The 21,500-nt window shown below is 51.4% G+C and carries 22 protein-coding genes; 5 read left to right on the top strand and 17 right to left on the bottom strand.

Features of this window, described 5'->3' with window-relative positions:
* Window positions 1–140: 140 nt before the first annotated feature.
* From BFJ94_RS02195 to hemE, 3 genes are all read right to left on the bottom strand, one after another.
* On the bottom strand, window positions 141–1,499 hold the full coding sequence (locus BFJ94_RS02195) for a CapA family protein (RefSeq protein WP_120460796.1): 1,359 nt from the start codon (window positions 1,497–1,499) through the stop codon (window positions 141–143).
* Window positions 1,500–1,643: 144 nt separating this feature from the next.
* Entirely contained in the window at window positions 1,644–2,591 is a 948-nt protein-coding gene (gene hemH, locus BFJ94_RS02190; protein ID WP_120460794.1) for a ferrochelatase, read from the bottom strand.
* Window positions 2,592–2,633: 42 nt separating this feature from the next.
* Window positions 2,634–3,683 (bottom strand): uroporphyrinogen decarboxylase, encoded by a 1,050-nt coding sequence (gene hemE / locus BFJ94_RS02185; RefSeq protein WP_120460792.1) that lies wholly within the window; start codon window positions 3,681–3,683, stop codon window positions 2,634–2,636.
* 194 nt (window positions 3,684–3,877) lie between these two features.
* Between hemE and BFJ94_RS02180 the strand changes: the two genes are divergently transcribed.
* Window positions 3,878–5,083 (top strand): MFS transporter, encoded by a 1,206-nt coding sequence (locus tag BFJ94_RS02180; RefSeq protein WP_120460790.1) that lies wholly within the window; start codon window positions 3,878–3,880, stop codon window positions 5,081–5,083.
* A gap of 6 nt (window positions 5,084–5,089) precedes the next feature.
* Here BFJ94_RS02180 and BFJ94_RS02175 read toward each other — a convergent pair whose 3' ends face one another.
* Window positions 5,090–5,719 (bottom strand): O-methyltransferase, encoded by a 630-nt coding sequence (locus BFJ94_RS02175; RefSeq protein ID WP_120460788.1) that lies wholly within the window; start codon window positions 5,717–5,719, stop codon window positions 5,090–5,092.
* A 186-nt stretch (window positions 5,720–5,905) separates the two neighbouring features.
* Between BFJ94_RS02175 and BFJ94_RS02170 the strand changes: the two genes are divergently transcribed.
* Both BFJ94_RS02170 and BFJ94_RS02165 read left to right on the top strand, forming a co-directional pair.
* Window positions 5,906–7,051 carry a THUMP domain-containing class I SAM-dependent RNA methyltransferase gene (locus BFJ94_RS02170; protein WP_120460787.1) on the top strand — a complete coding sequence of 382 codons (1,146 nt, stop codon included), beginning with the start codon at window positions 5,906–5,908 and terminating at the stop codon, window positions 7,049–7,051.
* A 139-nt stretch (window positions 7,052–7,190) separates the two neighbouring features.
* A complete protein-coding gene (locus BFJ94_RS02165) occupies window positions 7,191–9,185 on the top strand; it encodes an LTA synthase family protein (RefSeq protein ID WP_120460785.1) in 1,995 nt (664 codons plus the stop codon).
* 373 nt (window positions 9,186–9,558) lie between these two features.
* On the opposite strand, the gene BFJ94_RS02155 is transcribed toward BFJ94_RS02165, so the two are convergent.
* The 5 genes from BFJ94_RS02155 to BFJ94_RS02135 form a co-directional block, all read right to left on the bottom strand.
* The gene (locus tag BFJ94_RS02155; RefSeq protein ID WP_120460780.1) at window positions 9,559–9,798 is read right to left on the bottom strand and encodes a YuzB family protein; all 240 of its coding nucleotides are present in this window, start codon (window positions 9,796–9,798) and stop codon (window positions 9,559–9,561) included.
* 20 nt (window positions 9,799–9,818) lie between these two features.
* On the bottom strand, window positions 9,819–10,121 hold the full coding sequence (locus BFJ94_RS02150) for an iron-sulfur cluster assembly accessory protein (RefSeq protein WP_120460778.1): 303 nt from the start codon (window positions 10,119–10,121) through the stop codon (window positions 9,819–9,821).
* 125 nt (window positions 10,122–10,246) lie between these two features.
* Window positions 10,247–10,489 carry a YkvA family protein gene (locus tag BFJ94_RS02145; RefSeq protein WP_120460776.1) on the bottom strand — a complete coding sequence of 81 codons (243 nt, stop codon included), beginning with the start codon at window positions 10,487–10,489 and terminating at the stop codon, window positions 10,247–10,249.
* Between the two features lie 203 nt (window positions 10,490–10,692).
* Complete coding sequence (locus BFJ94_RS02140; protein ID WP_120460774.1) at window positions 10,693–11,613, bottom strand: M14 family metallopeptidase; 921 nt, start codon at window positions 11,611–11,613, stop codon at window positions 10,693–10,695.
* A gap of 31 nt (window positions 11,614–11,644) precedes the next feature.
* Entirely contained in the window at window positions 11,645–12,271 is a 627-nt protein-coding gene (locus BFJ94_RS02135; RefSeq protein ID WP_120460772.1) for a TraX family protein, read from the bottom strand.
* A gap of 152 nt (window positions 12,272–12,423) precedes the next feature.
* Here BFJ94_RS02135 and BFJ94_RS02130 point away from each other — a divergent pair, with 152 nt between their 5' ends.
* Window positions 12,424–13,329 (top strand): diacylglycerol/lipid kinase family protein, encoded by a 906-nt coding sequence (locus BFJ94_RS02130; RefSeq protein WP_120460770.1) that lies wholly within the window; start codon window positions 12,424–12,426, stop codon window positions 13,327–13,329.
* Between the two features lie 54 nt (window positions 13,330–13,383).
* Here BFJ94_RS02130 and racE read toward each other — a convergent pair whose 3' ends face one another.
* The 7 genes from racE to BFJ94_RS02095 all read right to left on the bottom strand — a co-directional run bounded on the left by racE (window position 13,384) and on the right by BFJ94_RS02095 (window position 19,426).
* Window positions 13,384–14,217 (bottom strand): glutamate racemase, encoded by an 834-nt coding sequence (gene racE / locus BFJ94_RS02125; RefSeq protein WP_276145661.1) that lies wholly within the window; start codon window positions 14,215–14,217, stop codon window positions 13,384–13,386.
* 267 nt (window positions 14,218–14,484) lie between these two features.
* Entirely contained in the window at window positions 14,485–14,979 is a 495-nt protein-coding gene (locus BFJ94_RS02120) for a YtxH domain-containing protein (protein WP_120460768.1), read from the bottom strand.
* 175 nt (window positions 14,980–15,154) lie between these two features.
* Window positions 15,155–15,583: a DUF86 domain-containing protein gene (locus tag BFJ94_RS02115; RefSeq protein ID WP_120460766.1), complete on the bottom strand. Its 429-nt coding sequence runs from the start codon at window positions 15,581–15,583 to the stop codon at window positions 15,155–15,157.
* A 34-nt stretch (window positions 15,584–15,617) separates the two neighbouring features.
* Entirely contained in the window at window positions 15,618–15,905 is a 288-nt protein-coding gene (locus BFJ94_RS02110; protein WP_120460764.1) for a Dabb family protein, read from the bottom strand.
* Window positions 15,906–16,121: 216 nt separating this feature from the next.
* Window positions 16,122–17,426, bottom strand: a complete 1,305-nt coding sequence (locus tag BFJ94_RS02105) for a 6-phospho-beta-glucosidase (RefSeq protein WP_120460762.1) — start codon at window positions 17,424–17,426, stop codon at window positions 16,122–16,124.
* Complete coding sequence (locus BFJ94_RS02100; protein ID WP_120460760.1) at window positions 17,426–18,415, bottom strand: N-acetylglucosamine kinase; 990 nt, start codon at window positions 18,413–18,415, stop codon at window positions 17,426–17,428. Before BFJ94_RS02100 ends, BFJ94_RS02105 begins: the two co-directional genes overlap by 1 nt.
* Window positions 18,416–18,541: 126 nt before the next feature.
* Complete coding sequence (locus BFJ94_RS02095) at window positions 18,542–19,426, bottom strand: AraC family transcriptional regulator (RefSeq protein WP_120460758.1); 885 nt, start codon at window positions 19,424–19,426, stop codon at window positions 18,542–18,544.
* 282 nt (window positions 19,427–19,708) lie between these two features.
* Here BFJ94_RS02095 and BFJ94_RS02090 point away from each other — a divergent pair, with 282 nt between their 5' ends.
* Window positions 19,709–20,038 carry a hypothetical protein gene (locus tag BFJ94_RS02090; protein ID WP_120460756.1) on the top strand — a complete coding sequence of 110 codons (330 nt, stop codon included), beginning with the start codon at window positions 19,709–19,711 and terminating at the stop codon, window positions 20,036–20,038.
* 91 nt (window positions 20,039–20,129) lie between these two features.
* Here BFJ94_RS02090 and BFJ94_RS02085 read toward each other — a convergent pair whose 3' ends face one another.
* Entirely contained in the window at window positions 20,130–21,485 is a 1,356-nt protein-coding gene (locus BFJ94_RS02085) for a PFL family protein (protein ID WP_229716872.1), read from the bottom strand.
* Window positions 21,486–21,500: the final 15 nt, after the last annotated feature.

The raw sequence follows: 21,500 nt of genomic DNA, 5'->3' as shown, positions 1-21,500 counted from the left end.
TGACATAGATACGCCTCTTTTTGCAAGTTTCTATCCCCGCTTCCACTCATGTCATAAGCTCCATTCTCCCCAGTATAGGGTCATAAAAAAACGCCGATTCATAACGAATCGGCGATGATTGTGTATGTAGTCCGTATTAATCAGGATTTCGTGCTCACCTCGCCAGAGGCATTGATCTTGATTCCTGGAGACATAGCCTCCACTTCTTGCAACAGCTTCGATCCATCCTTCTCCTCCATCGGCACTGGCTGCCCGATCTCCGTCAAGTAAGGTGTCAGCTTCAATCGGCAATCCCGGCTCTTGCTGCACTTGGCAGAGAAGACCGCCGTCTCCCATGTCTTCGGATCATTTGATTTGGTGAAGATAAAGTTCCCGGTGCTATACACGACCCACTTGCCCTTATATTGCTCGATTCCTTGCATCACATGGGGATGTCCGCCGATGACCAGATCGGCGCCGGCATCGATGAAAGTGTGAGCGAGAGTCGTCTGATGCTGCTCCAGCTTCGTAACCCGTTCCTTGCCCCAATGGGCAACGACCAGCACCAAGTCCGCTTTCTTACGGGCTTCCCGAATCGCCTTTTCCGCCAAGGTAGAATCATAGGCGGCGGCTACACCGGCCTTATTCTTGCCAGCGGCCCAGTCAGAATGCGGGATCACCCGGCTGAAGCCGAGCAGCGCGATCTTCATTCCCTTGCGCTCGAAATATACAGGGGCATAGGCTTCCTCCTGATTGCTGCCCGCACCGACATATTGAATCTTGCTCTTCTTCAGATGCTCTATCGTATCGAGCAGTCCCTCGACCCCTTGATCAAGGGTATGATTGTTCGCCAGGTTGACCGCCTCTACCCCTGCCTCGGCCATCGCATCGAGAGCCTGCGGCGGGGATTTGAATACGAATGTCTTATTCTCCGCAGCTGTGCCGCCATCCGTGACCGGTGTCTCCAGGTTAAGAACCGTCAGATCATCGGCTTGGAACAGATCCTTCACATACTGATAGGGATAATCATAGCCCTGCTTCTCCAGCACTTTAGCCACATTTCCCGAGAAAATCGTGTCCCCGCCAAAATGAATCCATACCTGCTCCCCATCATCCACGCTATCCTCAGCCGGGGTGAGGTCAACGATCGCCCCATCCCCGTCCTCGGCTTCAGCTTCGGATTCCGGCTTCGCCGCGTCTTGCACCTCATCGTCCGGATCGCCTCCCTGCCCGTCTCCATTCATATCAGGCTCCTGCTCATCCAGGACGTCCCCCGGGGCATCGGACGGTTGATCCTCGGCCCGAGAGACCTCCGGCATCTCATAGAGACCCGGCGTTCGCTGCTCCTCCTGCTCTTTGTTGAAATTCCCCTGCGTCGTACGATAATCAAGATAGAAATAAGTTCCGAGCACGATGATAATGAAGATAAGCAGCCCATTCAATGCCAGCCAGAAGCGGCTCAAGCGGCGTTCCTGCTCCTGCTTTCTTTTTTTATTTTTTTCTGACCTTGGTGGATACATCCATGAGACCCCTTTAAATAACATATTTGAACATTTCTGATTTTATTATATCAGGGGAGTACAAATAAATAGAACCCCTCGCCTATTTTACAGGGAAGGGTTCATCATTGTCACTTATCTGAACAAGCCACCATGCGGCAGCAACTATGCCCAATCCGCCGCCAGCTTCATCACGCACTCGCCAAGCGTCTCCATATAAAGCGGATCGTTCCCCAATGAATCAATGCGTTCGAGGCGCATATCCAGCTCCTTGGCGATGGTCTTCGCTTCAATATCAAGATCGTACAGTACTTCGAGATGATCCGATACGAATCCGATCGGAGCCACGAGAATATCCTCCACCTGTTCCTGGCTTAGGGTGCGTAGGGTGTCGAGAATATCAGGCCCGAGCCATGGGTCCGCAGTCCTCCCCGCACTCTGCCACGTGAATTGCCAATCCTTCACTCCGGCTTCAGCGGCTACCGCCCCTGCGGTCTCCAGCAGTTGATCCTGATACGGGTCTCCCATCTGCAGAATGCGCTCAGGCAGGCTGTGGGCGCTGAACAGTACCTTGACCTGATCCCGCTTCGCTCCGGCCTCCTTGAACTGCTCCAGCTTGGCTGACACCCGGTTCGCAAAGGCCTGGATCAGCTTCGGATGCAAATGATAGCTATGCACAAAGCTCATCTTGATCCCTAGTTCAGCTGCCTTAGCCTCAGCGCGCTTGATATACCCCCCGATGCTCATCACCGAATAATGCGGGGCAAGCACAATTCCAATCGCTTGATGGATGCCATCACGAAACATCTGCTCCACGCCATCCTCGATGAATGGCCGCGCATGCTTCAAGCCCTGATAGCAGATAAACTGCTGATCCGAGCCAGCGCTCATCCGAGCCAATGTCTCCTGCAATGCTGCCACCTGCTTGTCGGTGTTCGCCCGCAGCGGGAATACCCCCCCGACAATCGCCTCGTAGCGCTCCGTCAGCTCTTGAAGCTGCTCGGGGGTCGGAGGATGTCCGCGCCGGATATGAGTATAGTAAGCCTCCACCTGATCCATGCTTTCCGGTGTGCCGTAAGACATCACCAATACGCCAATTTTCGTCGTGCTCACGATCTCGTTCACCTCATCCAATGAATTGGTATAGCCTGTGATTCATTCTTGCCCAGTAATCACCTGATGTGAATATTCATGTACATATTCGGTCAATTCCCGCAGCTTATCAAGCGATGCCTCCGGGAACAGCCCATGTCCCAAATTGAATATGAAGCCCGGCTCCTGAACTCCCTGATCTATGATATCCTTGGCATACTGCTTGATTACAGGCATAGGCGCAGTGAGCACGTATGGGTCCAAATTACCCTGAACCGCAAATTTCCCGCCGATCCGCCTCCGCCCTTCCTCGATGGATACGCGCCAATCCAGACCGATCACATCCGCCTGAAGCGTAGTCAATGCCGGCAGCAATTCCCCAGAACTGACACCCGGAAAATAAATCTTCGGTACATCTAAATCAGCCAGCTCGGCAAAAATACGGGAAACCGTCGGCCATACATACCGTTCAAAGTCCTGTCGGGTCAAGGCACCTACCCAGCTGTCGAACAGTTGGAACGCCTTGCCGCCATGTTTGATATGCGCTCTTAAATAGGCGATTACCATATCCCCAAGCTTGTACATCAGCTTATCCCATAGCTCAGGTTCGCCATACATCATACTTTTCGTGCGTATGTAGCTCTTGGACGGACGTCCCTCGATCAGATAGCTGGCAATCGTGAACGGAGCCCCGGCAAAGGTAATCAGCGGAACCTCCAGCTCTCGATCCAGAATTTCTATAGTTTCTAAAATATGGGATAGATCACGTTCGACATCAATCGGTGTCAAGCGGTCGATATCCGCCGCTGAACGGATCGGATTCTCGATCACCGGCCCGATATTCTTGACGATGTCGAAGTCAATGCCGATGGAAGCAACCGGATTCATAATATCCGAATACAGAATAGCCGCATCGACACCGAGCTTGCGAACCGGCATCAGGGTCACCTGAGCAGCCAGCTCCGGCTGACGGCAAATTTCAAGCAGACTGTATTTCTCTTTGATCTTGCGATATTCCGGATCATACCTGCCTGCTTGCCGCATGTACCACACGGGAACTGTATCGATCTGCTGCCGTCTGCATGCGCGAATAAACCGATCATTATATGCCAACCACTTCTCCTCCTATTTTCAAAAAATCTATATTATACATTATGACTCCTTTGGATAGATGTAACAACTATCACATTTATGTAACTGATGACAATCATATGACAACTGGCTTTGACGATGAATTTAGCTAATTGTGGTATACTAGAAAGGTTACTTTCACACCTAGAATACAGCCAGAAAGGAAGTGAGGCACATTGAAATCCTGGAAAGTTAACCTCATTGTGCTCTGGCTCGGCGCTTTCCTGGTTAATGCCGGAATGACCATGATCACTCCGTTCCTCTCCCTCTATCTATCCAGGGATTTGAATGTTCACGGAGAGCATGCGATCGGCTTATGGGCCGGCAGCATATTCGCGGCTAACTTCGCTACCTCCTTCATCTTCCAGCCCGTCTGGGGCAAGCTTGCCGACAAATATGGACGGAAGATCATGCTGCTTCGCTCCGGCTTCGGCATGTCCATCGTCATCGCCCTCATGGGTCTGGCTACTCAGCCATGGCATCTGCTGTTGCTGCGGCTGCTGAACGGCACCATCTCCGGCTTCAATCCGGCGGCTATCTCGCTTATTTCCGGGACGGCTCCGAAGGAAAGAATGGGCTTTGCGATGGGGACGATCCAGTCCGGCAACGTAGCCGGAACGATTCTCGGCCCGCTGATCGGCGGACTCTTGGCTGATTGGGTAGGCTTCCGTCCCATCTTCTATATTACCGGCAGCCTGCTGTTCATCGCTTCGGTCGCTTGCCTGCTGTTCGTGCGTGAGAACTTCAATAAAGAAGAAGCGGCCAGTGCGCCGCAAATTTCCGTAATGGCAGGCCTGCGCGAATTGACGAAGACCCAGCAGTTAACCGCTCTTTTTGCAGTGACTTTTCTATTACAGTTCGCCATGATCAGTCCGATGACGCTGCTGCCCCTTTACGTCGAGAGGTTGCATGGAACGGCAGTGGACGCTTCATTCTGGGCCGGCTTCGTCAGCGCGGTCACCGGCATGTCCAATATGATTACCTCACCGATTCTCGGCCGGATCAGCGACAAGATCGGGGCGCACCGAATTCTGACCATCTGTCTGATCGGTGCCGCATCAATGCTTATTCCCCAGGCCTTTGTCCAGAGTGTTTGGCAGTTGATTCTCGTCCGCTTCTTGATGGGGATCTTCATGGGAGGACTGTTACCGAGCGTCAATGCTCTGATCCGCTTCTATACCCCTGACGGAATGGAGAGCCGGGCCTTCGGCTTCAACAGCAGCACGCTGGCCCTGGGCAATATGTTCGGAGCATTAATTGGAGGAACTCTGTCCGGCTTCATCGGCATCGAAGGCTTGTTCATCATTTCCGGCATTCTATTACTGCTGAACACCCTCTGGGTGAGAATCAAGCTGTACAATAAGCCGCGGGCCCACGCTTGATATGTTCTATTTAACCAGTGCGAGCGCCAGACCATCATAGGCCGGCAGCATCGTGCTGATCAGGCGTTCATCCGCGGCGATCCTCTCGTTAAATCGCCGCATAGCCAGGACGGAGGGCCCGTTCTTGTCTGGATTCAGCGTCCTGCCCCTGAGCAGGGTGTTGTCTCCGGCAATGAGCGCACCCGGCTTCGCCAGCGAAATGGCATATTCCAGATAAGCCGGATAATTTCCCTTATCCGCATCGATCAGGAAGAAATCAAACCTCTCCCCCCGCTGCTTCAAAATTTCCAGACTCTCCAGGGCTGGGCCAACCATGTATTCCGCGACCTGACCATATCCGGCCATTTCCATATTGCTTCCGGCCAGCTTGGCATTGTCCTCACTAATCTCTAGCGATACCAGACGCCCCTCTTCCCCGAGTCCTCTGGCCAGACATATTCCGCTATAACCACCTAGAGCGCCGATCTCCAGCGCCTGCTTGGCACCTGCCAGCTTCGCCAGCAGGGTCAGCAATCTTCCATAACCGGGCGCAATCGATACATCTTGAATCCCGTGCTCCTTAATCGATTCGGTTACCCGAGCCAATATTTCATCCTTTGCAAATAATTCATCGCCATATTGTTCCGGCGTTATCATACTTCGGTGATCCCCTTTCAATAACCTCTAAAATAAATCGCCATCCCAGGATAACAATAGTTTGTAACTTGATAGACATTGCCCTATACTAAATTGTATGGTTTTTGCGCATTTCCTACAAGAAATAGTTCAATCAGTCCGCTGTTGAACCAGAATGACAAGTATATACGGAGTTGATAAACAAGAATGTCGAGACAATTGGAATTGATCGCGACTGCGCCGATGGGACTGGAAGCCGTCGTGGCACGCGAGCTAAAAGATCTGGGCTATACCGATACGAAGGTAGAGAACGGACGAGTTACCTTTAAAGGAGACTTGATCGATATCTGCCGCTGTAATCTCTGGCTGCGCACTTCAGACCGTGTGTTGGTCAAAATGGGAGAATTCAGCGTCCGCACCTTTGATGAATTATTCGAAGGCACGAAGGCGTTGCCCTGGCAGGATTGGATTCCTGCACATGGAGAATTTCCGGTCGAAGGCAGATCCCATAAATCACAGCTCAGCAGCGTCCCTGCCTGCCAAGGCATCGTGAAGAAAGCGATCGTTGAAAAGCTGAAGCAATCCTATCGCACCGAGTGGTTCCAGGAGAATGGACCGCGCTATGTAATCGAAGTGAATCTCCTCAATGATATGGCGCTGCTTACTCTGGATACGACTGGACCAGCACTGCATAAACGGGGCTACCGCAAGCTGATCACAGAGGCTCCGCTCAAAGAGACGATGGCAGCTGCGCTAATTCTGCTCAGCCGCTGGAATCAGAATCCGGCCCGTCCCTTCTACGATCCTTGCTGCGGATCAGGCACTCTGCCGATTGAAGCGGCCTTGATCGGCTGGAATATCGCCCCGGGACTGCGCCGCTCCTTCAATTCAGAGGCATGGCCGGTCATTCCTAAGGAATTATGGCAGGATGCCCGGGATGAAGCGATCGACTCGGTGAAGGATGATATTCCGCTGAATATCGCCGGCAGTGATATCGATCCGAAGGCGATCGAAGTGGCGGAAGCTGCGGCCAAGAGCGCCGGGCTCTCGAAGGAAATTACCTTCCAGACGCTGCCTGCTGCAAAAATCCAGCCTCAGGGCGGCTATGGCTGTATGATCACCAATCCCCCTTACGGGGAACGGATCGGCGAAGAGAAGGAAATTCGCCGCCTGATCACCCAACTCGGACGGGTTACCGCAGAACTGCAGACATGGTCCTTCTTCGCGATCACGCCGACCAAGCAATTCGAGCATGATTTTGGCCGTAAGGCGGACAAGCGCCGCAAGCTGTACAACGGCCGGATCGAATGCCAATACTTGCAATACCTTGGACCCCTTCCTCCCAGACATTAATTCTGGGGGAAGGGTTTTCCCTTTAGAGGAAGTCCAAAAGTCCACTTTTGATCCCGAAGCAAGCAACACTGAAAGCTTATTCGACAATCGAATCTTGAATTCAGCCATTGTTCATATACAGGAAAGGAGGCTGCTCAACATGCTTAACTATACACAAGAACGCAGTAAGCACGGATGGATGCTGCGGCTGTATCGTGCGCACTTTTTTGCCTATATTGTGTTTCTATTGCTGATCTTCTATAAGCTGGTCATCCTGCATGACAATCTGCATGCCAGATATATCGATATGAATTGGCTGGATAATATTATTGCTATCGGTTCGGTCATGCTTAGCTCGTTCTGGATCTTCTGGCTGCCGCGACGCGGACGCTTACCCGCCCTCTGGATACTCGATATCATCCTTACCTTCATCATCTTCGCAGATCTGGTCTATTACCGTTACTTCGGCGATTTCATTACGGTTCCTGTGCTGCTGCAGGCGGGTCAAGTCGGTGAGCTCGGCGACAGCATCCGTTCCCTTATTCATGCACCAGATCTGCGGCTATTCGCTGATCTGCTGCTCGGACTGATCCTGGCGCTGTTCCTCGGCATACGCTGGTTGCGGCGTAGACGCAGAGATCATAATCATTATTCTCCTTATTCGTCTGACTCATCCTACCGGGGGAAGGATCGCAGGCTGCGGGTGGTGATTCGCCGCTTCACTGCCGGGGTGGTGATCTTCATACTTGGCTTCGTGATGACGATGGGACCGATCAGACAGTATACCAAGACCTGGGCAGCCGGGCTATTCGAGGGAGGCTGGTGGAATATTTCCCTGTACAATGTCACCGGCCTGCTCGGATTTCATTACTATGATGCCTACCGTTATACGAAGGAGCATCTGGGCGGCAAGCCTGAGCTTAGCGCTGAAGCGCGTCAGGAAATTGAGCAATGGTTCGCTGCGGCTAAATCCAGACGGGTAGTCCAAAATGAGACCTTCGGCGCGTATAAAGACAGCAATATTATTGTGGTGCAGGCGGAAGCCTTCATGAACTTCATGATCGGCAAGGAAATCGGAGGTCAGGAGATTACACCAAATTTCAACCGACTGATGAAAGAGAGCTTGTATTATTCGAATTTCTATCATCAGACCGGACAGGGCAGAACCTCTGATGCGGATTTCTCATCCCATAGCTCGCTGCATCCACTGCCTACCGGCTCGGTATTCGTCCGCTTCCCAGGCCATGAATATGATGTCCTGCCAAGTATTCTGAAGGATAACGGCTATGAGACCGGAGCCTTCCATGCCTATGAGAGCAGCTTCTGGAACCGTCTGAATATGTATAAAGCGATGAAATACGATCATTTCTACAACAAACAGGACTATAAAATGGATGAGGCCATCGGCTGGTCACTCGGTGACAAGTCCTTCTTCCGCCAGTCGCTAGAGTTGATGTCCAAGGAACAGCAGCCCTTCTATTCGTTCCTGATCACCTTATCGAGCCATCATCCATATACGCTGCCAGCCGATGTACAGGAGCTGGATACAGAAGGATTCCAAGGCACCTTATTCGGCGATTATCTGCAATCGGTCCACTATGTAGATGCGGCTCTTGGCGAGTTAGTGGAAGGGATGAAGCAGCAGGGAATCTGGGATAACACGATCCTTGTCTTCTACGGCGATCATGACAACTCCCTCCAGGATAAGGAGCCCTACGAGAAATTTCTCGGCAAATCCTTATCCGCTCTCGATATGAGCCAGATCATGAACCAGGTCCCTCTGCTGATCCATCTGCCTGATGGACAGCATGCTGGAATAGATGAGGAGCCTGCGGGTCAGCTTGATATGGCACCGTCACTGCTGCATTTACTCGGCATTTCGACGGAAAGCGATTATATGATGGGCAATAATCTATTCTCCGGCCAGGAGCGTTTTGTCGTGCTCCGGTCAGTCGCTTTTACAGATGGCAAGCTCTATTACATTCCTTCACCGGATAGCCGCTTCGATAACGGCTCCTGCTATGATCTCGGTTCGCGGACGCTCACGGATGTAGAGAAGTGTAGAATCCCTTATGAGGAGGCTAATAAGCGCCTGTCGATATCTGATCAAATCATTACAGGTGATCTGATCAGGCAATTAAGAGCTGCGAAATAGGCTTTTCGTCAAAAAGCAGCGGCTTTGATGATACTCAAAACCGCTGCTTTATTATGACTCTACTCGGATTACGCACATAACCAGCAGCAGCCCAGCCCATAAGTGCAAATATGCAACTATATTGATCCTTCGTCCTCTCCGCGGCTAATATAATTGCTTTTTTACAACTATTTGGATGAATGACCTGTCTTTTGAGGACTATTGGAGTAAATAGTTGTACATACGCAGCTATTTCCTCGATTTCGAACTGTCCCCCTCGGAATAAGTGTATTTTAGCAGTTATATGAAAATACAAAAAAGGACGCTCATGTCAACTACAAACTATGAACGCCCTTCACTATTCCTATTCGATTTAGATCAATAATAACTGCAGTTACTCTTCATTCTTCGGCTTTTTCACAAAAGGAGCTGCCTTCTGCAGCACTTCATCCTCTGTAGGACCGCTGACATAACGACCGTTGATGTATACGAACGCTCTTTTGCCACATGGACCACAGTAGGATTTGCAGCCGATCTTGATATCGGCATCAGGTGCCATCTTCTTCAGCTTCGGCACAAATGTCTTCACACGGATATGATTGCATTTATCGCAAATGCGAATATCATTAGCCATCGTGTTGATCCCTTCTTTTCTTAATGATCTCCATGATTGCCCTTGGCCGGGTTCGTAATCACGAAGCCTTCTTCAGGCAAATACAAATAATCGATCTTCACGCCATCGAGCAGCGGTTCGTTTGCATCCACAAGCACATCGATTTCTTTATCCGTCGATACGAGTGTCAGCTTATCGTCAGGCTTGACCAAATCAAGGCCATAATGGGCATGATCGCCATGGGCGTGGGTGATGAATACTTTCAATACCAGCCCTTGGTTCTCTTCCTTGTCCATTTCTTTCTTTATCACTTTTGCCGCGTTGCGGGTAATTTTGACCTTCATGAATGACATCTCCTGTTCAGCAAGTATATGACTTTCTATTTAAATGGGACTAATTAAATTGTCGACCAATATTCCTATTGTAAAGAAACACTGCCACAGATGCAAGAGCCCTCCCGGCATAAGATTTAAGCGGATGGGTATTTGCGCTCGGTTCGCGCTACGAACCAGTTCATCAGCAGCATCGTGACCGCGATATCATCTACAGGTATGAACGGCAGGAAGTCGGGCAGCACCCAATAGAGCAATGCCGGAACGGTAAGCAGCAGCTTGTCCAGCAGAGGAATTTGCGGGGATTGGAGCAGCCTGGGCACCCGCTTGAAAATATGCGACCAATGACGAAGTGACCACAGTTTCGACCATCTCTTCATAAGCGATCCTCCCCTATACATGTGTTTTCATGTAGAATGCCCTGTTTTTCCAAGTTGAACTCATGTTTGTGCCGATACAGGTGGATGCAAGCAGCCAGGTGACATGTTCTTCCGACCGCTACCCTCACTGAACATCTATCCCCAGTTTATGGCTTCATCGAGGGAACAGGCAAATCCATCTCGCGAGCTATCCAGGGGTAGAGCTACCCCCGAATGAACTCCAGCAGCAAGGGTGCCAGATCCTCATAGATGGATGCGAATTGCTCCGGCGGAAGCGGATTCTTCCCCTCGCCTGCCTCGACAGTAAAGCCGGGGCGACGGAACTTCAGAATAAACCAGTCCTTGTAGCCTGCATCGCTGCCGCTTAATTTCACAGCGCGATATCCGCTCACCGCAGCCATTCTGTCAGCCAGTTCCTCCGCCTGAGGCGGCTCATGATCCCGGTAGTTCCAATAGATCTCCCGCCCCTGAGTATGAAGGGATAGCGCACGGCTGAAGTCGACTCTCTCCGTGAGCTCTGCCAGCGCCCGCGCCTCGGGTTCACTAAGCGGCTCTGCGCCGCTGTAATCCTGAGAAGCCGGTCCTGTAACCTGACGACGCTCCCGCTCGGTCTCCCAGTGTGCCGGGAACTGATCATTCAGATCCACCCCGCGGATATTCGCCTTCCAGCCCGTGAAGTCATCCCGACCACCATTCCATTCCAGCAGACAGCTTCTCCAGTCCCTTTCTGCGATCCCAATCCCGTCCTGGGCCAGATCTACTCCATCGGGGTTCACCATCGGCACTATCCACAGGGTCACCCGCTGCAGCAGACAAGTGATCTCCTCTGATAATTGCGCAATTGAGCATTCCAGCAGCTCTTCCATAAAACGCAGCAGGAGCGGCGTGGTGATCCACTCATTCGCATGGACAGCCCCATTCATATGCAGCTGTTCAGGCCCATTTCCAATCACAAAGCAATCCAGCGATTTACCAAGCACACTGTGACCGATGCACTTCCGGCATAGTGTCGGGTAACGCCGCATCAGTTCAGCGCTCTGCGCGATGAAGTCGGCATAACGGTAACCGTCGCACATCCCGACGACCGGTCTCCAATCCCGGCCAGCTATTCTCGACGTCAGCATTCCTCTGCCTCCATTCGATGATGATCTTATTCTAACCCTGTAAATAGCCAAATACGGCCAGCACCAGCAGATGAAGCGGATAATAGGATCTCCATAGCCAGCGCGGCATCCGGATCAGCTCAAGCCTCCGCCACAAAGCCGGGCCAAACACGATGAATAGTGTCGGTATCATACTCGCCATTTGCACAACCCAGCCGTAAGCCAGCAAATAAATAAGGTTCAGCAGCAAATGCATGAACAGGAGCTGATAATGTTGCGCATATCTGAATATAAGCACGAGAAGTAGTCCATATGCCCCATAATCGAGCGGGAAAAAATCCACCAGCAAGCTGAATCCGCCGATCAGCAGGGCGGAGAGTATTCCTGGCCGCATACCATCAAGCAACCTCATGGCAAGTACCGCTGCCAGTAGCGTCACCACCACATTCAAACCGCTGCGGCCTAGAGCAGCCTGATAGGGAAGCTGGGACACGACAGCTATGAGGGTTAAGCGGAAGACATATCTGCTATAGCTCGATGTATGCCGATAGCCTTGCACCAAAGCGTAGGCGTAGATCGGAAAGGCGATACGGCCGATAATTCGCCACATCACCTCTCCGCTAAAGAACGCCACTCCTATGTGATCCAGCAGCATCGTAATGACCGCGATCCATTGCATAGGCCTTCTCCTTAAAATTTAATGGTTCCTTTTTAAGATTAATTTGTTACACTTAAATTACTTAATCTAATCAACTAAAATGGTGTTCTCATGATTTTTTTTTGAATCTGAACGACCTCTAATAGAATCAAGCTGCATATGGGGGAACAATCATGTACTTATTTATCATTAATCAACGATCAGGCAATGGGGGAGGCAGACGGGTCTGGCAAGAAATCCGGCAGATCCTTGATCATAAAGGGGTAGCCTATGAATATCAATTTACCGAGAGTGCTCAAGGAGCCCATGCCTATCTCGAGGAACGGCTCGCCGCACCCGTAGATTGGAAAGCGGTCGGTGTAGTAGGCGGGGACGGAACGATTCATAGCCTCTTGCCTGCGCTGCGTGCCACCGGAGTTCCGCTGGCTGTCTTCCCGGCAGGTTCCGGCAATGATACCGCCCGCGGGTTCGGTATTCCACGGAAGATCCCGGCCGCTGTAGAGACGATGCTGCAAGGGCTGCCAAGAATTGCCGACCTTATCTCTACCACGGACCGCAGCACGCTGACCGCTCTGGCGGTCGGCTTCGATGCCGAAGTCGCAGACAACGTGAATAAGAGCCGTTATAAGAAGATATGCAATGCCCTCGGATTTGGAAGATTGGCCTATGTCATCGGCGTATTCCATACCCTGCTTACCTTCCGCCCGGCCGAGCTTACGGTGGAGTGTGACGGCGTGATTCATAAATATTCCTCAGCCTGGCTGACTGCGGTGAATAATGTGATCAGCTATGGCGGAGGACTGACGATCTGCCCGGAAGCCAAGCCGGATGACGGCATGCTGGATATTTGCATTGTGCACGACTGCTCCAAGCTGCAGCTCCTGCTGCTATTTCCGACTCTGCTGCTCGGCAAGCATACCCGCCTTCCCTTCGTGACGATGCTGCGCGGCAGACATATATCCGTCCATAGCTCGTTAGCACGGCTTGCGCTCGGGGATGGGGAGCAGATCGCTTCAACCCCTCTATCCGTCTCTGCCGATCCGGGCGCCTTGACGGTTATGTGTCCGCTTCCAAAATAGTAGTCAGCAAAAAACCTTTGGCCGGATCATCACCGTCCAAAGGTTTTTACGTGGTTATGAAGGATTGGATACCTGCCATACGATCGGCGTCAATTCAATCTGTTCACCGAGCCATTGCAGTGCGATCTTACGGAACATCTCCGGATCTCCACTGCAGAAGAACTGGTGTATCGGAAGCCCGCTCTCGCGCGCCAGTCCGCCTTTCTGATACAGAATCGTGCTGATCTCCCGAGCCGTCTCGTCAGCGGAGCTGATCAATTGAACATCCGGGCCCATCACCCGCTGAATCTCGTTCTTGAGGAAAGGATAATGGGTGCATCCGAGGATGAGACAATCGAGCGAATAATATCGGATCTCTATAAGCGATTTCCGAACCACTTCCAGAGCCTCCGGCGTATCATACCGACCTTGCTCGACCAGCGGAGCTAATGCAGGACATGCCTTGCTGACGATCTCCACACCTGGATTCAATTCCTTCAAAGCTGTTATATAAGCGCCGCTGCGAATCGTCCCAATCGTACCGATAACTCCAATCTGCCCTGTCTTGGTAGCGCTGATCGCTGCGCGCGCTCCCGGATGAATCACGCCAATTACGGGAATATTCACCTTCTTCTTGATATATTCCAGAGCCGCCGCTGTGGCGGTATTGCAGGCGATAACAATCATTTTAGGATCAAATTGGATCAGAAAATCTACAATCTGCTCTGTGAAGTAGCAAACCTCTTGAGGAGTACGTGGACCATAAGGAGCACGCGCGGTGTCTCCAAAATAAATGATCTTTTCTCTAGGAAGCTGTCTCATGACTTCCTTGACGACGGTAAGCCCTCCGACGCCTGAGTCTAATATTGCGATGGCTTGCTGCACGAAAATACCGCTTCCTTTGTTCATTAGTTTTATTTCTCTACTCGTTACTTTATGACTGTCATACATAAAGCGTACCTAAATATTAGCGTAATTTCAAGGACGGTACAAGGATGCAGATAATGCCGCAGCAGCCCCATATACGAGAAAAAAGACCCTGAATCGGGTCCTCTCGCTCTTATCAACTATTATGGTCCTGCTATAAGCCGGATTCTCCCTATCAGACCTGCCTAAGCTGATTTACAGGTTCGTTCAAACCTGCTTAAAGCCTAGTGCCTATCTTAAATAAGGCTATTAAACTTCTTCAATCGTCTCTTTGGCTTCTTGAACGGTCTCGCCGACAGGCTCTTCTTCTTCAACAGGCTGGGCTTCTTCGCTGGCAGCTTCGACAACCTCTTCAGTCGCTGCCGCTTGCTCCGCATCCTCAGCCACACCGATTACCGCCGTCTCCAGCAGCAATGGATCTTCATCCTCAGCTACGGAGGAGACATGGGCCTCTACGCTCTCTTCTGAAGACTTGCATGCTCTCCATGTTTGGAAATCTTCAACCATCTCTCCTGTCGTCTGCTTCACCTTGTCGATCAACACCGCGCCTTGCTCGGATACTTTGCCGGCCACTTCTTGGGTCTTCTCGCCCACCTGACGCGCACCGTCGGAAATATCCTTACGCAGCTCGCGTCCTGACTTAGGTGCAAACAATAATGCAGTTACTGAACCTACGATCGTACCGATTGCAGCGCCCCAGATCCAACCTTTATTGCCCTTGTTGCCTTTTTTCTCTTGACTCATGACTCATCTCTCCTTATCGTACATTACCGCTAATAGCCCATGCGGGAGAAATCAAATCTTCCACAGAAGGCGGTTGCCTTCCGGCCATCAGGGCGAATGCCTATATAATTAATGTTATTATAAGCAGATGCAGCTTGGCCCGTCACAATTTAGTGTCTATTTTTTCGCGTACTTGTCACGAAGGAATTACTTCTTTGTCGATATAGCTGCGGACCTTGTTCGCAAATGAGGTCAGCCCCTCATCCAGCTGTTGAACCAGCTCATGCCCGCCAGATCTGTCCCAATCGAAGTATTCCTGAACAAGTGGGCGGCGCAGACGCACTAATTGTGTCAGTAAATTTCCAAGCTCCTTGTCAACGACCTGCTCGTCCACCATAATATCAACGATATCCTCATAGCTGCTGGCATCTCTCATGATGAATCCGTCGATCAAATAGCTGCCGACATCCGTAACAATCTCAATGGCCAGATGAAGCGCCCGCTCCTCCGCGTAACGTGCCAGCAAATGCTCTCCTGGGTTGGTATTAGCTAGAGTGAACACCTGCAACAGTTCAGGGATCACGTCCAATCTCCGCTCAATTTGCTCCCGGTTCACATAATACATGCGCTAACCTCCATGCCTTATCGATTTATTTTATTTAGAATTCAAAATCCACGGCTACCTGGCTCTCCCGTACTTCGTTCATATGCGCGATGACCTTCTTATGCTCCGGGTGTACCTGATAGCCTTGCAAGTCTTCCAATGAATCAAAGGTAGCGATCAATGCGAGATCATAGGAGCGAGGTGACTTCACAACATCGACTCCGACCTCCAGCGACCGCAGCTGCTCTACCTTGCCTGCCAATCCACGCAGTATCTCTTCCGTTACCCGAATGCTCTTAGGTGAAGAGTCTTTCAGTTTGAACAACACAATATGCTTGATCATACATTTCCCCCTTCCGCAAGCTGTATAAGTTGAACTAATGATTGTGCGGATGCAGACTACTTGAAATAGAAATATGTATCTTCACAAAATATAACATAACCCCTAGCCACATGAAAGCCTTACATGTCACATAGGGACGAAAAAAGACCTTCAGTATTTGTATAAATCTACCTGAAGGTCTTCTTGGGTATATCAGCTTAAGAAGGATTTAAGAGTTTAGAAAAAATTCGGAAGATAGCGGCGATGCGCCTCCAGCATCTCATCAAGCAGCGCCTTGGCAACAGAGACGGAAGGCACTAGCGGATGATGCGCAAGCGCCTGCAGAGCTAATCCGCGGTCACCGCTCACCGCTGCGTCGATAGCTGTGCTCTCATAGGTCTTGACCGCATGCAGCAGTCCTTTGACATGCTCTGGAACATGCTGAGGTACGAGCGGAATCGGGCCCTCTGAGGTGACGACACAGTTAATTTCGATACTGGCATTATCCGGCAAGAAGTCGTATATTCCGTTATTAGCAACGTTCAATGTCTGGATGTCATTCCGTCCCGTATACAGGGATCTCATAAGGTGAACAGCGGCTTCCGAGTAGAAGGCCCCGCCTCTTTGCTCCAGTTGCTTCGGCTTATCCTCCAGATGCTCATCCGCATACAGTTCGAATAGCTCTTTCTCAACACGGCTGACTACATCCGCCCGGGTGCCATTCTTCTCCAGCGACTCCTTCATTTCATCGAACATTTCATTCATCATGTAGTAGTATTTCAGATAATAGGTTGGCACCGAACCCAGGGATTGCAGGAACTCCTGATCCCAGCCTAGCGTCGGCACGTTCTTAGCTGAATATTCTCCCTTGCCCGCCAGCAATTCCGGCAGCCGCTCCTGTCCATTGACGATTGCGGAGGTTACCCAGTGCAGGTGATTGATGCCCACGAATTCCGGCAGCACATTGCTCTCATCCACTTGATAGGCCTCAGCCAGGAATTTCTTGAAGTTGATCGGCGAATTGCATAGCCCTACAGAACGCACACGTGAATACTTCGTAACTGCCTCAGTGATCATCCCCGCCGGGTTCGTAAAATTCAACATCCAGGCATTCGGCGCCAATTCCTCGATATCACGGCAGATGTCCAGAATGACCGGAACCGTACGCAGCGCCTTGAACATCCCCCCTGGGCCGGTGGTCTCCTGACCGATCACGCCGTAGGAAATCGGAATATGCTCATCCAGCTTCCTTGCTTCGAGCAGCCCGACGCGAATTTGTGTAGAGACGAAATCAGCATCCTTAATCGCCGCCCGCCGATCCAGTGTCAGATGCACATCGATGGGCAGTCCTGACTTCTTCACCATCCGCTTGGCCAAATTACCCACAATGTCCAGCTTATGCTTGCCTTCCTCGATATCTACCAGCCACAACTCGGAAACCGGCATTTCCTCATAACCTTGCAGCAGTCCTTCTACCAATTCAGGAGTATAAGACGATCCTCCACCGATTACCGCTATCTTGACACCTTTTTGTTGATTCATTATTGTACCTCTCCTTTCAAATCGGAAAAATAAACATGACTCAAGTTCTGCATCACCTGTGGGCTAATCTCCTGTCCCACCTGGTCCATCGCGCTTAGCACCGCCCCGGCTACCGGATCCATTGTAATCCGCGTAATCGTCGCCTTCGGCGCGGTAAGCCGTAGCCGTCGCTTAATCGCATCACGCATCACATCCGTGCGCACCTTGGAGAGAATGCTCCCGCCCAGCACGACATTGAATTCCTCCTGCTCCATCCCCAGCCTGATGATTAGAGCTGCCGCCGCATTGCCTAGCTCGACGCCCTGCTCAACAAGGATGCTGGTCGCTACCTCATCGCCCTGCTCCGCCGCCTCGAACATCAGTCTGGCAAGCTCTAGTGGAGGAGTATACCCTTCGTCGAGAACCGCATCCAGCATTTGAGGTACACTGACAAATCCAGTCTCCTTCAATACCAGATTCGTCAGCAGGGTCGGCTTGCCCCGACGGTCCCAGGCGCGGACAGCCGATCGGAAGGCGAAGTTCGCCAAATCCCTGCCGGAACCCTGACCATCACCAAATAAAAACCCGAACCCGCCATATTGCAATTCCTCTCCGGCACGGTTCCTGGCCGCTGCATTGAATCCCGTACCGCTAATGATGACCGCTCCGTACGGACGGTCCGTCCCGGCGCGCATCGCAATCATCGTATCGCATGCGATCGAATAATTAGGATAATTCAATTCGGCGATCATCGGACGAAGAATTCTATAATCCGCCTCCCTGTCCGCTCCCGCCAATCCAAAATAAGCATGAGTAATGTCATGAACGCTTAATCCTGCTTCACGCAACGCCTGATTACATGCAGAGGCAATGTTATGACCTGCATGCCGTGGGTTCGTCTGATGGTTTCCATTTCCGCTTGCCCCTCTGCCAAGGGTCTCACCCATCTCATTGACGAGCAGGCAATGCGTCTTGCTGCCACCGGCGTCAACGCCCAAGTAGTAGTTCATCTGGCATCTCTCCTTCCTCTTAAGCATACTAAAAAGGACTACTGCATTTCTTCTGCAATAGTCCTCATTTCTAATACAATCTTACTATTCTATGATTTTAAATATATGATCATGAAGTGAATCATGTTATTTCGCATCTTCACCATGCAGACGCCGCTTCAACCCGGAGGGGGTAGTTCCGGTCTGTCCCAGGAAAAGACGGTTAAAGTTGGATAAATTGCGGAATCCACTAGCTTCGGCGATCTCCAGAATATTCAGATCATCCTGCTCCAGTAGCTCCACGGCATAATCAATTCGCAACTGCACCAGATATTTCATCGGTGGAGTTCCTACGATCTGGCTGAACAACGCGCTGAACCGCGATGGACTTAGATGCGCTTCATCTGACAGCTCCTTCAGCGTCCAAGGATAGGCCAGCTTCCTCTCCATCACCTGTACGACATGGCGGATCTGCTCCAGATGCTTCACCATCGCTTGACTCCTCTGCCCGTGTCCAGAATGGATCGAACGGTTCATTTCGGTCAGGAACAACAGCAGCCAGCCGCGGATCGCTGAGGCGTAAGAGCGTCTCTTCCCCTGGTATTCCTGATACATTCTGTTCACGTATTCCCCCAAACCCTTCGCGGCCGGATGCTCGTGAGAGATATGATTGGAGAATGGATTCCCCATCTGCCGGAACGGCAGTAATATATCATGGTCATATTTATACTCCGAACCGAGAAAGGCAGGCTCGAACATGACAATGACCATCTCCAGATCATTTCCTTCGTAAGCCCGATGCAAATCATGGGAATCGATCAGGAATAAGTCACCCTCGACAAAAGGATAATCCTGCCCATTAATAACATAGGTGCCGCTACCCTTTGTAATCCAGTTGATCTCCAGTGCACGATGCCAGTGAAGCCGCTGAAATGACGGGGAAACGCCGAACGAGGTGGACACGGATAGCGGCAGGCGGGTGGGCAGCACAATTTCATCCGGCTGAATGGATAATGATGATGCCGGTTTCATTTTTGACAAGCCTCCCTTCAGACAAGCTCTTGAACTGCTGTACTATACTCCAGACACGGCGATAAGTCTCTGTTAAGCTCCGTTAAGCATCTATAGCCTACTCATACCAGTCTACCGATCTATAATTCTCCTAATTTGATTGAATCATATCTGAGTATATTCAGCAATTATTTGTTTTTCGTATACGCTTGTTCGAACTCTACCAGATTATGAACATATGATATTTTGTCTCCTGCTATAAGAGGGGGATTTCGAATTTTCGTATAAAGGAGGTGTAGAGCAATGGGGATTCTACGTTTTTTGTTCAATATACCGGAACGATTACCGGATCGCAAACGCATTCAGATATTGGAAGCTTCTCTATCACTTCTGAGCGTTAGAATCGATCATCTGGAACAAGCCTTGGCATTTGCTACGTTTCCAAATCAGGACACCCGAAGTAGATTAAATCATGTGATCGGGCAATATCTGACGATCCATTTGCATGATTTTGTGATGCAGGGTATGCTGCTCGCGGTCGCCGATGATTCGCTGGAAATCGAGGATGATCGCCAGCAGCGCATACTGATTCCAACTGCTAAGATCATAAGTATTACGTATGATAGTGGGTGAGGACGATTCGATGCGTCGGTAGGGGGATAAAACAACAAGCAGGACAGACGTCGTTGCTGCGCCCTTGTCCTGCTTGTTCCATAACGGGTGACTAATTCTTCAGACTCTGCAATGGAGCCGGAATTTGTCCGCCGCGCTTGATAAATTTAGACGGGGAGAATGTATTCACGCTCATTACCGGGCCTGTGCCGAATAAACCGCCGAACTCCAGTTCCTCGCCCTCGCGCTTCCCGATCGCCGGGATCACGCGCACGGCCGTCGTCTTCGAGTTCACCATGCCGATCGCCGCCTCGTCAGCGATGATTCCCGCGATCACCTCACTCGGCGTATCGCCAGGGATGACGATCATATCCAGGCCTACCGAACAGACGGCTGTCATCGCCTCCAGCTTCTCCAGGCCGAGCGAGCCCTCGCGTACGGCTGAGATCATCCCGGCATCCTCGGACACGGGGATGAACGCGCCTGACAGTCCTCCGACCCGCGAAGAGGCCATAACGCCGCCTTTCTTCACGGCATCATTCAGCATGGCCAATGCCGCTGTCGTCCCGTAGCCGCCGCAGGATTCAAGACCGATCTCCTCCAGAATATGGGCGACGGAATCGCCAATCGCAGGGGTCGGAGCCAGGGACAGGTCAACGATGCCGAACGGAACGCCCAAGCGTTCACTCGCTACCGTGCCGACGAGTTGGCCCATCCGTGTTATTTTGAAGGCCGTCTTCTTAATAATCTCCGCAATCTGCGTCAGATCAGCATCTTCCGGAGCTCCGGCAACGGCTGCCCGTACTACGCCTGGGCCAGACACTCCGACATTGAGCACGACGTCGCCTTCGCCTACGCCGTGAAAAGCCCCGGCCATGAATGGGTTATCATCCACCGCATTACAGAACACGACCAGCTTGGCCGCACCGAAGCAGTTCTGATCCGCAGTCTCTTCGGCACACTGCCGAATAATATCTCCCATCCAGGCCACAGCATCCATGTTGATGCCTGCTTTCGTGGAACCGATATTAACGGATGAGCAGACATGCTCCGTCTCTTTCAGGGCCCGTGGAATCGACTCGATCAGCGCCCGATCCCCCGCCGTAAAGCCCTTCTGTACCAAGGCGGAGTACCCGCCGATAAAGTTGACGCCGACGGTCTTCGCCGCGCGGTCCAGCGTCTTGGCATAGAGCACCGGATCTCCCCCGCTTGCCGCTACCAGGACGGAAATAGGCGTTACCGAGATACGTTTATTGATGATCGGAATCCCGTATTCCTTCTCAATATCGACGCCGGTCTTCACCAGGTCCCGGGCCAGCCGAGTAATTTTGGCATATACTTTGTCACAGCTCTTCTCAATGTCCGGATCCGCGCAATCCAGCAAGGAAATCCCCATCGTAATCGTGCGGATGTCCAGGTGTTGATCCTGGATCATATGAATCGTCTCGAGCACTTCTTTTGAATTTATCATCAGGTACATCCC

Source organism: Paenibacillus aceti (genome assembly GCF_003614185.1).
Lineage (GTDB): Bacteria > Bacillota > Bacilli > Paenibacillales > Paenibacillaceae > Fontibacillus > Fontibacillus aceti.
The sequence above is the reverse complement of the archived record's forward strand: the minus strand, read 5'-3'. Positions and strand labels throughout refer to the sequence as shown.